The organism is Corynebacterium nasorum, from assembly GCF_032821635.1.
GTDB classification, from domain to species: domain Bacteria; phylum Actinomycetota; class Actinomycetes; order Mycobacteriales; family Mycobacteriaceae; genus Corynebacterium; species Corynebacterium kefirresidentii.
Map to the genome: position 1 here is coordinate 289097 of NZ_JAVBIE010000001.1, position 14749 is coordinate 303845.

Sequence of the window (14749 nt, forward strand, 5' to 3'; positions counted from 1 at the left end):
TAGGCTAGACCTATGTTCTCGCAGCAGCCTTTTTCGCAGTGGATGCCCAACTACAAGTTTGCTTATATCGCCGCCTGGGTTGCGGCGGTGGTCTCCGGCATCGCACTGCTTATTGGCCTCGTTTCCGGCGGCACCCCGATGACGCTGGTGTTTTCGGGGATCGTGTGTGCCTATGGCATCTTCCTTATCGCAGTGATGCCCCGCTGGGCACTAAAAGCGGAGGAAGAGCAGGCCGCCCGACGCCGTGCTCGCGCTGCCCGCGAGGAACTCAAGCGCTCCTAGCCATGCGCACTAGGTCGACCACGTAGATTGCTACGGCTAAGCCGATGATGCCGAAACCGATCCACCGGTGGGTCGAAAAGTGCTCGTGGGTGACGAAAAGCGCCCATAGCATTTGCATGATGGGGGTGAGGTATTGGAGCATGCCGATCGTCGATAAGCGTAGCGTCCGCGCGCCCTCTGCAAAGCAAAGAAGCGGCAGTGCGGTGATTAAGCCGGCGCTCACCAAAAGCAGCGCGTGGCCGGTTCCTTCGCTAGCGAAGGTGCCCTGGCCGCTACTTTCTAGCCACAGGATGTAGCCCACCGCTAGTGGTGACATCACGAGCGCCTCCGCTGCCACCGAGACGGCCGAGGATACCCGCACCTGCTTTTTGAGCAGCCCATAAATCCCGAAGCTGAAGGCCAATAACAGCGAAATATAGGGCGCCTGGCCGGTAAAGAACGTCAAATACAGCACCGCGATGGCCGCAACGCCCACCGCGCCGGCCTGCCACGGCCGCAGCCGCTCTTTCAAAAACACCATGCCGAGGGCAACTGATACGAGGGGATTGATGAAGTACCCCAGCGCTGCATCGGCTACGTGGTTGCTATTAATCGCTACCACGTAGGTGCCCCAATTGGCCGTGATAAATACTCCCGCGGCCGCGAGCCAGCCCCACGTGCGCTTGTCCATGCGCACTAACTCACGCCATCGGCCGGCGAGGCACAAAAATCCCGTGACCAACACCGCGGTCCACAGCACGCGGTGGGCCAGGATTTCTAAAGGCGATGCCGGCAACAAGAGAGGGAAGAACGCGGGGAAAAATCCCCACATGATGTAGGCGGCCAGCGTGTAGAGCATCACAAAATAATAGCCCATTTTGACCGCCCCGCTATGATGAGCCGCATGGCCAAAAACTCCTCCTTCGTCCACCTGCACAACCACACCGAGTTTTCCATGCTGGACGGCATGGCCAAGGTCGATATGCTGGCAGACGAGGTGGTCCGCCAGAAAATGCCGGCCGTAGGCATGACCGACCACGGCAATATGTACGGCTCCGATGCCTTCTACCGCCGCATGACCGGCGCCGGTATCAAGCCCATTATCGGCATCGAGGCGTATATGGCACCGGAGTCTCGCTTCAATAAAAAGCGCGTGCTGTGGGGCACACCGGACCAAAAGCGCGACGATGTTTCCGCTTCCGGCGCCTACCTCCACCAGACAATGATTGCGGAAAACGCCACCGGCCTGCGCAACCTTTTTACCCTGTCCTCGTTGGCCTCCTATGAGGGCCAGCTGGGCAAGTGGCCGCGCATGGATGCTGAGCTCATCGCGGAGCATGCTGACGGCATCATTGCCACCACCGGCTGTCCTTCGGGCGACGTCCAGACCCGACTGCGCCTAGGCCAGTTCAATGAGGCGCTTGAGGCTGCGGCCATGTGGCAAGACATCTACGGCAAAGATAACTTCTTTTTGGAGTTGATGGACCATGGGCTGGACATCGAAAAGCGCACGCGCGATGGCCTATTAGAGATCGGCCGCAAGCTGGACCTGCCGCCGCTGGTGACCAACGACTGCCACTACGTTTTGGAATCCCAGGCGCCGGCGCACGAGGCGATGTTGTGCGTGCAGACCGGCAAGACCTTTATGGACCCTGATCGCTTCAAGTTCGGCGGCACCGGCTACTACATTAAATCGGCCGCGCAGATGCGCGAGACCTGGGACGATATGATTCCAGATGGCTGCGATAACACGCTGTGGATTGCTGAGCGCGTCCAAGACTACGGCGAGATTTGGGAAGAACACACCCACGATCGCATGCCTATTGCCGACGTCCCCGAGGGCCACACCCCAACTTCCTGGCTCACCCACGAGGTTATGGAGGGCCTGCAAGCGCGCTTCCCCGGTCAGGATGTTCCGGAGGAGTACATCGAGCGCGCCAAGTATGAGATTTCCGTCATTGAGATGAAGGGATACCCGTCCTACTTCCTTATCGTGGCCGAGCTCATTAAGCACGCGCGCTCGGTGGGCATTCGTGTGGGGCCAGGCCGTGGTTCGGCGGCCGGCGCGCTTGTCGCGTACGCGCTGACCATTACCAATATCGACCCCCTGGAACATGATCTCCTCTTCGAGCGATTCTTGAATCCCGAGCGCCCGTCCGCCCCCGATATCGATATCGACTTCGATGACCGCCGCCGCGGCGAAATGATCACCTATGCGGCCGAGCGCTGGGGCGAGGACAAGGTGGCGCAGGTGATTACCTTCGGCACGGTGAAGACGAAGCAGGCCATTAAAGACTCCGCCAAGGTGCACTTTGGCCAGCCTGGTTTCCAGATGGCCGACCGCATCAACGCGGCGTTGCCACCTGCGATCATGGCCAAAGATATTCCGCTTAAGGGCATCACGGACCCGGATCACGAGCGTTATTCTGAGGCCACCGAGGTTCGCCAGATGGTGGAATCCGACCCGGATGTGAAAAAGATTTATGACACGGCTAGGGGCTTGGAAGGCGTCGTCAGGCAGGCGGGCGTGCACGCCTGTGCGGTGATTATGGCCTCGGTCCGCCTCATGGACCACATCCCCATGTGGAAGCGCCCGGCCGACGGCGCCTACATTACTGGTTGGGACTACCCGGCGTGTGAGGCCATCGGCCTGCTGAAGATGGACTTCCTGGGCCTGCGTAACCTCACCGTTATCGGCGATGCCATCGAAAACATCAAGCGCAACCGCGGCGAAGAAATCCACCTGGAGCAGCTGCATGCCGACGACCCCAAAGTCTCCAAGGTCTATGACCTGCTCTCGCGCGGCGATACGCTGGGCGTCTTCCAGCTCGACTCCGGCGGTATGCAAGAGCTGCTCAAACGCATGAAGCCAACCGGCTTTAAAGATATTGTCGCCTCCCTTGCGCTATACCGCCCCGGCCCGATGGGCGTCAACGCCCACTGGGACTATGCGGACCGCAAGAACGGCCGTAAGGAAATCACCCCGATTCACCCGGAGCTGGAAGAGCCCCTGAAGGAAATCCTGGATGAGACCTACGGCCTCATCGTCTACCAGGAGCAGATCATGCGTATCTCGCAAAAAGTGGCCAACTACACGGCCGGCGAGGCAGATGGCTTCCGTAAGGCGATGGGTAAGAAAAAGCCCGAAGTGTTGGCCCAGCAGTACGACAAGTTCTGGGGCGGCATGCAAGAAAACGGCTATTCAAAGTCCGCCATGGACGCGCTTTGGGGCACCATCGAGCCCTTCGCGTCCTACGCGTTTAATAAGTCCCACGCCGCGGGCTATGGCCTGGTGTCTTTCTGGACGGCCTACCTCAAGGCCTACTACGCACCGGAATACATGGCCGCGCTGTTGACCTCGGTGGGCGATAAGAAAGACAAGTCTGCCATCTACCTTTCGGACTGCCGCCACCTGGGCATTAAGGTGCTCCCGCCTTCCGTCAACGAATCCGAAGAAGACTTCCAGGCGGTGGGAGAGGATATCCGCTTCGGCATGGGCGCTATCCGCAACGTCGGCTCGGAAGTGGTGGAATCCATCATTAAGTCGCGCCACGACAAGGGCGCGTTTACCTCGTTTGGTGACTACCTGGACAAGATCGAGCTGACCGCCTGCACCAAGCGCGTAACAGAAGCGCTCATCAAGGCCGGTGCCTTCGATGACTTGAACCACCCGCGCAAGGGTCTCATGCTCATTCATGAAGACGCGGTGGATGCGGTGCAAACCACCAAGAAGGCCGCTGATAAGGGCCAGTTCGATCTTTTCGCCGGAATCGGCGGAGGAGAAGATAACGAGGTCGCCAATGCCTTTGCCATGGATATCCCAGAAGATGAGTGGGACCGAAAGCACGAGCTTGCCCTCGAACGCGAGATGCTTGGCTTGTACGTGTCCGGCCACCCCCTCGATGGCTTCGAAGAGGCGCTGGCCGCGCAAACGGATACCCCGCTGACTAAGATCCTCAACGATGAGGTGCGCAACGGCCAAGAGCTCATCATCGGTGGCATCATCTCGGGCGTGGACCGCCGCTTCTCCAAGCGCGATGGCTCCCCATGGGCCATTGTCACGGTGGAAGACCACAACGGCGCACAGGTGGAAATCTTGGTATTCAACAAGGTCTACTCTCTCGTCGCCCCACAGATTGTGGAGGACAACATCATCTTGGCGCGCGTGAACGTCAAGATTCGCGATGAGCGGCGTTCCCTGTTCTGCTCCGATATTCGCGTCCCAGACCTCGGCCCGGGCGGGGGTGCGGGCCTGCCGCTGCGCCTGACTATGCGCACGGACCAGTGCACCATGGAAAATATTGCCCGGCTCAAGCAGGTTCTGCTCAAAAACCAGGGCGAGTCGGACGTGTATCTCGAGCTTGTCGACGGCTCCGAGTCCACCACCATGATCCTCGGCGACCACCTGCGCGTGGAACGCTCCGGCAACCTCATGGGCGATCTCAAAGCCACCATGGGCGCGGGCATCTTAGGCTGAATCTAATTTCGGTGGCCGGCGACCCCCTCCACTAATATAGACAGCACAGTCTATTTTGATGGAGGAAACCTGATGGTTTGTAAGATTCGCACTACCCATGTCGGCTCGCTGCCGCGCACCCCGGAGCTCCTGGAGGCCAACCTGAAGCGCGGGGAGCTGCCGGCCGCGGAGTTCCAGGGGATTTTGGAGGCTGCGGTGGCGGACGTCGTCAAGCGGCAGCTTGATCTGGGCCTCGATATCATTAACGAGGGCGAATACGGCCATATCACCTCGGGCGCTGTGGACTATGGCGCATGGTGGAATTACTCATTTAGCCGCCTGGGCGGGCTGACGATGACGGATACCGACCGCTGGGAATCGGCTGAGGTAGTGCGCTCGAAACCGGGGGAGCCGCGGCTGACGTCGTTTATTGACCGCCGCGACCGCGCGCTGTTCTCCGAGGCCTACAACGACCCGGATTCTGGCATCTTCACCGGCCGAGCCAAGGTGGCAAACCCAGAATTTACCGGCCTGGTAACCTACATCGGACAAGATGAGGTCGCCGCCGATGTCCGCCTGCTTGCCGACGCCCTACCTTCCGGCACCCCAGGCTTCATCGCCGCCCTTTCCCCCGGTTCGGCTGCGCGCCTTAACAATCGTTACTACGACGATGAGCACCAGCTGCTTGCCGACGTCGGCCGTGCCATGCGCACTGAATACCAAGCCATCACCGATGCCGGGCTCACTGTGCAATTCGATGCACCCGACCTGGCCGAGGCCTGGGACCAAATCAACCCGGAGCCAACCGTAGAGGACTTCCGTGGCTTCATTCGTGAGCGCATCGATGTCCTTAATGATTCCATCGCCGGCCTGCCCAAGGAACAAACGCGCCTGCACATCTGCTGGGGCTCCTGGCACGGCCCGCACGTAACCGACGTCCCATTTGCAGATATCATCGAGGAAATTTTGCGGGCCGAGGTCGGCGGATTCTCTTTCGAAGCCGCGTCACCGCGTCACGCGCACGAATGGCGCGTGTGGCAGGACCACGCGCTGCCGGAAGGCACCGTGATTTACCCAGGCGTGGTTTCGCACTCCACCAACGCGGTAGAGCATCCGCGCCTCGTGGCAGATCGCATCATCCAATTCGCCGAGGTAGTAGGCCCTGAAAATGTTATCGCGTCGACCGATTGCGGTTTGGGCGGTCGCCTGCACCCCCAGATTGCGTGGGCGAAGCTGCAATCTTTGGTAGAAGGCGCTGACATCGCTACCCGCGAACTGTTTTAAAAACGCCGAAAGCCGCTCCGAAACTTCGGAGCGGCTTAATCTGTGGCGTTTAGAAGCGCACGCCCAGCTGCTTGAGGGCGTTCTTCATCGGCTCCAGCACAGCCGGGTTTACCGTGGCAACCATGTTGAAGGCCTGCAGCAGCGCAGCCACGAGGCTGGCGGCCACGGTCACCCAGCTCATGACCTCGAGGAACTTTTCGGGGGTGGAAGAGCCCCAAATAGGCAGACGCTCAAGTGCCTCGATCTGGTGCTGCTCCGCCTCCTTGGCTACGCAGTCCGGCTCTTTGGGCATTTCGGAAGAACCGTAGCCATTGGCAAGGCCCTGCATAAGCTCCTGCGGGGTGCGGGCGGAGGAACCGAGCTCGCCGCTCTCGATCTTCTTGACGTGCTCTTCCTTGGCCTTGTCGACCTCGGCCTGGCACTCAGCCGAGATTTGCTTTGGCTGCTCTTCTGCGGCAGAAGCAGTAGCTGGTGCGACGAGGCCTGCTGCCACGGCGGTGGCGGCCAGGCCAACGGGGCGCGCGGACACAGAGTTAATCTCCCTGTTACCACCGGCGGAGATGGCGCCGATCTTGTGCGGGTGGGAGGGATCGGAACCATCTAAGATATCGACCTCGCCGGAGCGCGCATTGACGGTGAGGATGCGCTGGGACGCGGCGTGATAAGCGACGATTTCGGCGGCCGATTTGCCCAGCACACCCGATTCATGAGAACCGATGGGGTTAAGCTGCAGCGCAGCGGTGGGCGCGGAATGCTCCAGCACGTTATCCACGACGTGGGCATGCGCGGCAGGGGAGCAGGCGAGGACGAGCGAGGAGGTAACGCAGAGAGAGATGCGTTTGAGCATAGATATTCCTTTCTTGTGGTTATGTCCACTATTGCCTACGTAGGTAACGGTGCAACTAAAGGCCAGTGAATTTCCAGTGAATGGGTAGACTGTCAAGACATGACTGATTCGACCATCCATGCATCCGATATCCAGCAGGCGCAGGCACGGATTAGCTCGGAAATCGCCCCGACTCCGCTGCAGTATTGCGCCCGGCTTTCGGCCGAGACGGGCTGCGAGGTCTACCTCAAGCGGGAGGATCTGCAGGACGTGCGCTCCTATAAGATTCGTGGCGCGTTAAACGGGATGTCGAATCTGCCGCAAGAGCAGCGGCACCGGGGAATTGTTACGGCCTCGGCCGGCAATCATGCGCAGGGCGTGGCTTATGCCTGCCGCACAATGGGAATCGCCGGCAAGATTTTTGTGCCAGAGCCCACGCCAATGCAAAAGCGCGACCGCATCCTGGTTCACGGCGGCGACCAAGTAGAACTGGTGGTAGTTGGTTCCAACTTCGATGAGGCAGCCGCAGCCGCGCATGCCGACGCCGCCGAGCGCGACGCCGCCTTCATCGAGCCCTTCGACGCCCGCGATACCATCACCGGGCAGGGCACCGTAGCCGCAGAGGTTCTCGCGCAGCTTTCGGCCAAGGGCAAGTCGCCCGATGCCGTTGTCGTCCCCGTAGGAGGCGGCGGCCTGATTTCTGGCATCACCTCCTACCTGGCGGATATGGCACCGGATACTCGGGTGGTGGGCATGGAGCCGGAAGGGGCGGCGTCGCTAAGAGCGGCGTTTGACCACGGGGGCCCGGTCACGCTGGATGCGGTCGACCCCTTCGTTGATGGCGCGGCCGTAAAGCGCTTAGGTGCGCTGCCCTATGAGATTTTGGACGCCAATCGCGAGCGCCTGAGCTTTGACACCGTGTCCGAAGGCGCGGTGTGCACGGACTTGCTCAACCTGTATCAAAATGAGGGCATCATTGCCGAGCCGGCCGGTGCATTGTCGGTGGCGGGCCTGCATCAGCTGGACCTGAAACCGGGCTCGACGGTGGTATGCGTGATTTCAGGCGGTAATAATGACGTGCTGCGCTATGCAGAAATCATGGAGCGCTCCCTAGTCCACCGGGGGCTCAAGCATTACTTCCTGGTGAACTTCCCGCAGGAGCCCGGGCAGCTGCGCCACTTTTTGCACGAGATTTTGGGTCCAACCGATGACATCACACTCTTTGAGTATCTCAAGCGCAATAACCGGGAAACCGGTGCGGCGCTAGTGGGCCTGCAGCTCAGCCGCGCCGAGGACCTCGACGGCTTGCTGCAACGCATGGGTGAATCCAAGATTTCGGTGCAGTACCTCAAGCCCGGCACCCCCGAGTATGAATTCCTCGTAGCCTAATGCAAAATTCTTATCGTCGCCCAGTAGGCCAGGTTGAACACGAAATTGAAGTCAAGCGTTCCCGATTTATTGCTTTGATCGGCCGCGTCACCAATGAGGAAGAGGCCCGCGTGTTTATCGACGCCGCCCGCACCCGCTTTCCCGACGCCCGTCACCATTGCTCCGCCTACGTCTATCACGTCGACGGCGCAAACCCGGTGGAGCGCTCCTCCGATGATGGCGAGCCCTCCGGCACTGCCGGAAAACCCATGCTGGATGTGGTCAAAGGCTCCGGCATGCTCGATGTCTGCGCAGTGGTAGTGCGCTACTTCGGTGGCATCAAGTTAGGCGCCGGCGGCCTCGTGCATGCCTATGGTGGCGCGGTGAGTGAGGCCATGGAAAAGGTGCGTGCGGTAACCCGGGCGCGCCGGGAGCTTTATGCCGTGGAGTGCCCACATGCAACTGCCGGGCGGGTGGAGGCGGACCTGCGCGGGCGCGGCTATGAGATAACCGATACCGCCTACGCGGCCGCAGTAACCTTTACCGTGGCCGTGCGCCCAGGTGGGCTGGAAGAGCTGGAAGCAACGCTGGCAGCGATCTCGCAGGGCCAGCTCGCGGCGGCAGAAGCTGGCAGCGCGTGGGTTGAGGTAAGATCCTGAACATGAGTATGCAGCAGCGACCGAATAACCCCATTGCGCAGCGCAAGCAGCAGGTGCGCAAGCACTCCCGCAACGCCGTTGTGTGCGTGGTTGCCGGCCTCGGCGTGGGCGCAGTGCTGGGCGTGCTATCTGCGGCAAGTTTCTGGGCCTGGATGTTGGTGGGTGCCATCGTCGCCGTAGTCGGTGGCGGCTATAACTGGCTGAAGATCCAGAAAATCGTCAACGAGAACCACAACCAGTATTAGATGCCGGCACCGCAACCTAGCGGCCGCCCCGTCCGGATTGATGCCTGGGTGTGGGCCGTGCGCATGTTTAAGACCCGTTCGGCGGCCGCGACGGCCGTGCGCGCCGGGCATGTCAAGATAAATGGCGAGGCTGTCAAGCCCTCCCAGCAGGTGGTGCCGGGCGACCGTGTGCGCGTGTGGCGCAATCACCACGAGCATGACCTTGAGGTCTTAGCGACTGTGGCCAAGCGCGTGGGCGCACCCGTGGCGCGTACGTGCTACACGGACCATGCGCCGCCGCCTCCACCCAAGGAGTTTATGCCGTCGGTACCCGTGCGCCCACGCGGGGCGGGCCGACCGACGAAGAAGGAACGACGCGATATGGAGAAATTCCGCGGCGGTTTCCGATAATCAGCCGAAACTAGTGGGCAGCGCGCAAGGCCTTCAGGCGCGCAGTAAGCCGACGCTTGCGGCCCGGGCGGTCGCCGGATTCGGCGGTGGCCTCGATATGCTGCTTGCCAAATTTGTTGAGCAGCAAGTCGTCGATAAGCCGCACCTGGCCGGGACGAAAGCGGTAGCGCATGGCGTCGTGGACGTGGGCAATGGCAGTATCGTCAAGTAGCTGCTCGAGCTGGCTCAAGTGGCGCACGCCGTTTTGCTCCAATAACTCCGCCAAGAATCGGTAGTGCTCCGAGCGCGAGAGCGGGAAACGGTTGCCCAGGATAATGGCCAGCACGCCCGGTAGGGTCTCGGCGGTAAGCTCGACGTCCCGATCGGTTTCCGTACCTGGGGCCTTGAGTGCAGCAATCTCGTCGAATTGCTGGTCCGCAAGCTCGATAAGCCCCGCGGCCAAGGTAAAGAGGCGGTCCACTTCAGGTGAGGGCGGGTTGGGCCCTTGCTTGTAGCGGATATCGTGTTCAAACTCCGCCCATGCGTGCTGCAGAACGGTGCGAATCTGCACCTCAAAGGTCCAACCTACGTAGTTCGCGAGCTCTTCCATTGCGGCAGCGCTATCTTCGGTCACGGTGAGCACGAGGTGGTGGGAGCCGTAGCCAAAGCCGCCGGAAATGCGGGTCTCGGCTGCTTTATCAACGGAACGCTCGACTTTAAACGATTCACCAAAAACGCTCAGCGCTTCTGGAATCGCGGTGGAGTGAAACAGCGTGACCCGCACCCCCATCACATCGTGGATCTCCTGCCACGGCTGGGGGTAGACAAAATCGCCGTTCTCGCGGCGCTTTTTGGCCTTTGCCTTAAGCGAGGGCCAAGTCTTGACGCGGGTAGAAACGCGGTCGAAGATGATGCCGGCGTCATTGAGGAGATCCTCGATGGCGGTGCGGAAGTCCCCCGCAGCGGTGGGGTGGTTGCGCGCCCAGTCGTGGTACTGGTTGCTTAGCCGCGACATCCTACTTTCCGGCATGGTGCTCCTTTCATAACTCCCGCGGGAATCCGTTAGACCATACTAGCGGGCGCGGGTGGAGCACGGTGCGATGGTAGGGCACGCGCGCGACGGCATCGGCAGCCAGCTGGCAGGCATAGGTGTCCGGCAGGCGGGCAAAAACGAAGAGGGTGGCGGAGTCTGGGACAAGGTAGGTCAGCGAGTGCGAACGCAGGAGGCGGCGCATGTGCTTGTCCAGCACAGTAAATGTTTCTGGGTGAGCGATCCAGGAGGAAATCGGTGCGCCGTGGGAGCGAACCTGTAGGCCCCCGAGGTGGGAGGCGGAAGGGAGCTCGCAGGCAGCCGGACGAGTCCAGAAACGCAGTCCCTGCGAATCGAGGGCGGCGCGTTGCAGATTATGTGAGGCGTGGTTCCACGCCCGGCGCGTGGAAATGTCCATGTCTGCCAAGCCGCGGTGGCTCAGTCGGCGAAAGCTACGCTTGCCTGGAAAGACAAGCGCCATGGACAGGCTGGGGGAGAGTTGGATGGTGGCAAGGGAATCGCAAAAGCCGTCGTCGGAAAGCCGCTGTTCTTTTAGCCAGGAACGGGCAAAGAGGGCAGGCAGCAGGTTTGCGGTGGTAGGACGCGGCGAACGCAGGGCGACGGTCACGACGGGGCTCTCCAGTGGGGTAGGGTGCAGTCGCCTTTATTGGACTGGAGAAACCGCCGTTTGGTTCCCGGGAAAATTAGAAGGGCGGCTCGGCTTCGAGTTGGAGTTCGGCAAAGAGCTTATCGGCCGGCCAGATGTCGATTTTTTGGCCCTTGGCCTGCAGTTCCTCCGCACGCTTTTCCTTGGAGGTTTTCTTGGCCCATTCGCCCACGATAAGCAGCGTGGTCTTTTTGGTGACGTTTTTGGCTACCTGGCCGCCGCGCTCGGCGATGCCCTGCCACAGCATCCCCTTGTCATAGGGCTCGAAATCACCGGTGAGGGTGACATGCTTGCCATAAAGTGCGCCTTCCGGATCAGCGTCTGGATTGGGCTCGGGGATAGTATCCGGCGTGGCGACAGACTGCCAGGGGGCGGGGCCACCGGACTTCTTTTTTGCCGAGCCGGCCGCACGGGTTTGGTCGCGGAAGTCGGTGCCTGCGCCGAGGTCGGCGCCGGAGGTCGGGGCCGTGTGGGCGCGCAGGACGGGAAGGACGGCCGTGGACTCGAGGCGGCCAAGGGTGAACTCGCGGGCGGTGAATAGATCGCGGATGCTGCCGGTGTGTCCGAAGCGCTCTGCCAAGCGGGCGATGATTTCGCCGGCTGCGCGGGCATCTTCGGTGGCGTCGTGGTGGCTAAAATCCGGAGCGGAAAGGTGGGCTGCGACGGTGGGCAGCTTGTGATTGCGCACCGAAATTACCTTGGCTTTAGAGGCGTCGCGGGCTAGCGCGAGGGAGCATGCCAGCGGCACCGTGGGTACCTCGGCGCCGGCGGCAAGCAGGCCGGAGCGCAGTGCGGTGGAATCGAATTGGGCGTTGTGCGCGACAAGTACGTCGCCGCCGAGGAAGTCGAAGAGCTCCTTGGCGACGTCGGCAAAAGCTGGCGCCCCTTCCACATCGCTCGCGGTAATACCGTGGATGGAGACGTTGATATCCGCAAAGTGCTCTAGGCCCGGCGGAGGGGTGCACAGCCAGGAACGGGAGTCGGTCTCTTGGCCATCGCGGAAGCGAACCGCGCCGATTTGGCAGATAGAGCCCCAGTTATCATTGGCCGTTTCTACATCCACGGCGGTGAAATCGAGCCCCGGGATGGTGGCGGTGGCGGAGGGGGCCTCGCCGCGCTGGCCGGCGGCGATGGCGCGGGCGACGGCCTGCGGGTCTTGGTGCGGGGCGAAAGCGATGGAACCGGCGGCGCCAAGGTCGAGGGCGCCAAAGCCGGTGGCGGTCGGTTCATTCACGCGCACAGTGTCGATGGAATCGAGCGGGATATCCTGCGTGGCGGGGGCGCCAAGGCTGGTGGCCAGCAGCGTGCGGTGGAGCACGAGTTTATCCGCTGTGACATCGATGAGTACGCCGTGCGCGGGAAATGACACGAGGGGCCTTTCTCTAGGAGTCAAAAACGGGCGGCTCAACCTGACGCAAGATCAGCGTTGAACGCGGTTGCACCGTGATCGTACCCTCTGCCTCAATGAGGGTTTCCTCCGCGGGGTAGCCGCCGGAATCGGCGGTATCGACCATCAGCCGCCAGGTGGCGCCGAGATCCTTGGTAGGCAGGGTGAACTCGATTTCGCCGTCGTGGGAGTTGAATATCATGATGAAGGAATCATCGGTGATACGTTCGCCGCGGGAGGTGGTCTCCGTGATGGCATTGCCATTGAGGTAGACCATAAGAGCGCGGCCGAAATCGTGGTCCCAGTCGTCTTGGGTCATCAGGCGACCAGAGGGGACCAGCCAGGCGATATCGCGTTCTTTTACATCCGCGCCTAGCGGGCCACCGGCCAAGAAGCGTTTGCGGCGGAATACGGGGTGGTGGTTGCGAATGGCCAGCACGCGCTTGGTAAATCCCAGCATCGCGGCGGACTTTTCCTCTTTCAGCATGGACCAGTCCATCCATGCCAGCTCGTTGTCCTGGCAGTAGACGTTATTATTTCCGTCTTGGGTGCGGCCGAACTCATCGCCGTGCGAGAGCATCGGAGTGCCTTGGGAGAGTAGGAGAGTGGTTAGGAAATTGCGCACCTGGCGGCGGCGCAGCTTGCGGATTTCTTCGTTATCGGTGGGGCCTTCTTCACCGCAGTTCCAAGAGCGGTTGAAGGACTCGCCGTCGCGGTTGTCCTCGCCATTGGCCTCGTTGTGCTTGTCGTTATAGGACACGAGGTCGCGCAGAGTAAAGCCATCGTGGGCGGTGATGAAGTTGATAGAAGCGGTGGGGCGGCGGTCATTATCGGCATAAAGATCCGAAGAGCCGGTCAGTCGGGAGGCGAATTCACCCAGGGTAGCGGGCTCACCGCGCCAGAAATCGCGGACGGTATCGCGGTACTTGCCGTTCCATTCGCTCCAAATAGGTGGGAAGTTGCCTACCTGGTAGCCATCGTGGCCAATGTCCCAGGGCTCGGCGATGAGCTTGACCTGGCTGACAATGGGGTCTTGTTGGACAAGGTCGAAGAAGGTAGCGAGCTTATCGACGTCGTCAAGCTCCCGCGCCAAAGTCGCCGCCAGGTCGAAGCGGAAGCCGTCGACTCGCATCTCCGTGACCCAGTAGCGCAGGGAATCCATAATCAGTTGCAGCGAGTGCGGGTTGCGGACATTGAGGGAATTGCCGGTGCCGGTGTAGTCCATGTAGTGGGCTTCATCGCCTTCGACGAGGCGATAGTAAGCGCCATTGTCAATGCCGCGGAAGGCAATGGTGGGCCCCATGTGGTTGCCTTCGGCGGTGTGGTTATAAACCACGTCGAGGATTACCTCGATGCCTGCCTCGTGGAAGGCACGGACCATGGTCTTGAATTCGGAGACCACCTCGCCTGGCTTTTTGGCATAGGCGTAGTCATGGTGCGGGGCGAAAAAGCCGAAGGTGTTATAGCCCCAGTAGTTGCGCAGGCCCAAGTTGCGCAGCCGATCGTCTTGCAAGAATTGGTGGACGGGCATGAGCTCGACGGTGGTGACGCCGAGCTCCTTGAAGTAGTCAATGATGGCGGGGTGCGCCATGCCGGCGTAGGTACCGCGCAGTTCTTCCGGCACGTCTGGGTGGGTCATAGTCATGCCCTTGACGTGGGTTTCGTAAATGACCTTCTCGTTGTCTGGAATGTGCGGGCGATGGTCGCTGCGCCAGTCAAAGAAAGGGTTGATGACCACGGAGAGCATGGTGTGGCCCAGCGAATCTTCTTCGTTGCGGCCGGTGCCAGGTTCTTCGGCGTGGATGTCATAGGAATATAGGGAGGCATCGCCGTCGAATTCGCCGTCGAAGGCGCGGGCATATGGATCTACGAGGAGCTTGGAAGGATCGCAGCGCAGGCCGTTTTCAGGTTCATAGGGGCCATAAACGCGGTAGCCATAGCGCTGGCCAGGGGTGACATTGGGGAGGTAGACATGCCACACATGGGCGGTGACCTCTGACATTTCCATGCGCTCTTCATTGCCTTCTTTGTCGATGAGGCAGAGCTCGACCTTGTCTGCAACCTCAGAAAATAGGGCAAAATTGGTGCCGGATCCGTCAAAGGTGGATCCCAGTGGGGTAGGTTTGCCAGGCCAGATTTGGCGGCCGTAGCGCTCGGTGGGCGTGGGGACTGCGTCCATGGCGGGAGTGTTCATGCC

Annotated in this window: 13 protein-coding genes; 7 read left to right on the plus strand and 6 right to left on the minus strand. The window is 60.9% G+C overall.

The annotated features are described in order from the left end of the window. The first annotated feature begins 12 nt into the window (after window positions 1–12). Window positions 13–282: a hypothetical protein gene (locus RAE07_RS01350; protein ID WP_023021226.1), complete on the plus strand. Its 270-nt coding sequence runs from the start codon at window positions 13–15 to the stop codon at window positions 280–282. On the opposite strand, the gene rarD is transcribed toward RAE07_RS01350, so the two are convergent. Next, window positions 269–1138 (minus strand): EamA family transporter RarD, encoded by an 870-nt coding sequence (gene rarD / locus RAE07_RS01355; RefSeq protein WP_259825141.1) that lies wholly within the window; start codon window positions 1136–1138, stop codon window positions 269–271. The genes RAE07_RS01350 and rarD overlap by 14 nt on opposite strands. 27 nt (window positions 1139–1165) lie before the next feature. On the opposite strand from rarD, the gene dnaE reads away from it, so the two are divergent. Both dnaE and RAE07_RS01365 read left to right on the plus strand, forming a co-directional pair. After that, a complete protein-coding gene (gene dnaE, locus RAE07_RS01360) occupies window positions 1166–4738 on the plus strand; it encodes a DNA polymerase III subunit alpha (RefSeq protein ID WP_049361254.1) in 3573 nt (1190 codons plus the stop codon). Between the two features lie 72 nt (window positions 4739–4810). Beyond that, window positions 4811–6001 carry a cobalamin-independent methionine synthase II family protein gene (locus tag RAE07_RS01365; protein ID WP_317001159.1) on the plus strand — a complete coding sequence of 397 codons (1191 nt, stop codon included), beginning with the start codon at window positions 4811–4813 and terminating at the stop codon, window positions 5999–6001. A gap of 49 nt (window positions 6002–6050) precedes the next feature. Here the strand turns inward: RAE07_RS01365 and RAE07_RS01370 are convergent, their stop codons facing one another. Continuing rightward, window positions 6051–6848, minus strand: coding sequence for a hypothetical protein (locus tag RAE07_RS01370; RefSeq protein WP_317001160.1), 798 nt, complete (start codon window positions 6846–6848; stop codon window positions 6051–6053). Between the two features lie 99 nt (window positions 6849–6947). Here RAE07_RS01370 and ilvA point away from each other — a divergent pair, with 99 nt between their 5' ends. The 4 genes from ilvA to hslR are packed head-to-tail and all read left to right on the plus strand — an operon-like array spanning window position 6948 to window position 9489. Then, the gene (gene ilvA / locus RAE07_RS01375) at window positions 6948–8216 is read left to right on the plus strand and encodes a threonine ammonia-lyase IlvA (RefSeq protein WP_023021232.1); all 1269 of its coding nucleotides are present in this window, start codon (window positions 6948–6950) and stop codon (window positions 8214–8216) included. Beyond that, window positions 8216–8854, plus strand: a complete 639-nt coding sequence (locus tag RAE07_RS01380) for a YigZ family protein (protein WP_317001161.1) — start codon at window positions 8216–8218, stop codon at window positions 8852–8854. The genes ilvA and RAE07_RS01380 overlap by 1 nt, the downstream gene beginning before the upstream one ends. Before the next feature lie 2 nt (window positions 8855–8856). Next, entirely contained in the window at window positions 8857–9099 is a 243-nt protein-coding gene (locus tag RAE07_RS01385; RefSeq protein ID WP_023021234.1) for a hypothetical protein, read from the plus strand. Continuing rightward, on the plus strand, window positions 9100–9489 hold the full coding sequence (hslR, locus tag RAE07_RS01390; RefSeq protein WP_023021235.1) for an Hsp15 family ribosome-associated heat shock protein: 390 nt from the start codon (window positions 9100–9102) through the stop codon (window positions 9487–9489). Window positions 9490–9499: 10 nt separating this feature from the next. Here hslR and RAE07_RS01395 read toward each other — a convergent pair whose 3' ends face one another. The 4 genes from RAE07_RS01395 to glgX form a co-directional block, all read right to left on the minus strand. After that, the gene (locus RAE07_RS01395; protein ID WP_023027873.1) at window positions 9500–10498 is read right to left on the minus strand and encodes a GTP pyrophosphokinase; all 999 of its coding nucleotides are present in this window, start codon (window positions 10496–10498) and stop codon (window positions 9500–9502) included. Between the two features lie 10 nt (window positions 10499–10508). Beyond that, window positions 10509–11126, minus strand: a complete 618-nt coding sequence (locus tag RAE07_RS01400; RefSeq protein ID WP_023021237.1) for a hypothetical protein — start codon at window positions 11124–11126, stop codon at window positions 10509–10511. A 76-nt stretch (window positions 11127–11202) separates the two neighbouring features. After that, window positions 11203–12534 carry an exonuclease domain-containing protein gene (locus tag RAE07_RS01405; protein WP_317001163.1) on the minus strand — a complete coding sequence of 444 codons (1332 nt, stop codon included), beginning with the start codon at window positions 12532–12534 and terminating at the stop codon, window positions 11203–11205. Between the two features lie 13 nt (window positions 12535–12547). Further along, the gene (glgX, locus tag RAE07_RS01410) at window positions 12548–14746 is read right to left on the minus strand and encodes a glycogen debranching protein GlgX (RefSeq protein ID WP_317001164.1); all 2199 of its coding nucleotides are present in this window, start codon (window positions 14744–14746) and stop codon (window positions 12548–12550) included. Window positions 14747–14749: the final 3 nt, after the last annotated feature.

Bases quoted from the DNA above. Each gene is read 5' to 3' on its own strand.
- RAE07_RS01350 (WP_023021226.1), top strand. From the start codon at position 13: ATGTTCTCGCAGCAGCCTTTTTCGCAGTGGATGCCCAACTACAAGTTT.
- rarD (WP_259825141.1), bottom strand. From the start codon at position 1,138: ATGGGCTATTATTTTGTGATGCTCTACACGCTGGCCGCCTACATCATG.
- dnaE (WP_049361254.1), top strand. From the start codon at position 1,166: ATGGCCAAAAACTCCTCCTTCGTCCACCTGCACAACCACACCGAGTTT.
- RAE07_RS01365 (WP_317001159.1), top strand. From the start codon at position 4,811: ATGGTTTGTAAGATTCGCACTACCCATGTCGGCTCGCTGCCGCGCACC.
- RAE07_RS01370 (WP_317001160.1), bottom strand. From the start codon at position 6,848: ATGCTCAAACGCATCTCTCTCTGCGTTACCTCCTCGCTCGTCCTCGCC.
- ilvA (WP_023021232.1), top strand. From the start codon at position 6,948: ATGACTGATTCGACCATCCATGCATCCGATATCCAGCAGGCGCAGGCA.
- RAE07_RS01380 (WP_317001161.1), top strand. From the start codon at position 8,216: ATGCAAAATTCTTATCGTCGCCCAGTAGGCCAGGTTGAACACGAAATT.
- RAE07_RS01385 (WP_023021234.1), top strand. From the start codon at position 8,857: ATGAGTATGCAGCAGCGACCGAATAACCCCATTGCGCAGCGCAAGCAG.
- hslR (WP_023021235.1), top strand. From the start codon at position 9,100: ATGCCGGCACCGCAACCTAGCGGCCGCCCCGTCCGGATTGATGCCTGG.
- RAE07_RS01395 (WP_023027873.1), bottom strand. From the start codon at position 10,498: ATGCCGGAAAGTAGGATGTCGCGGCTAAGCAACCAGTACCACGACTGG.
- glgX (WP_317001164.1), bottom strand. From the start codon at position 14,746: ATGAACACTCCCGCCATGGACGCAGTCCCCACGCCCACCGAGCGCTAC.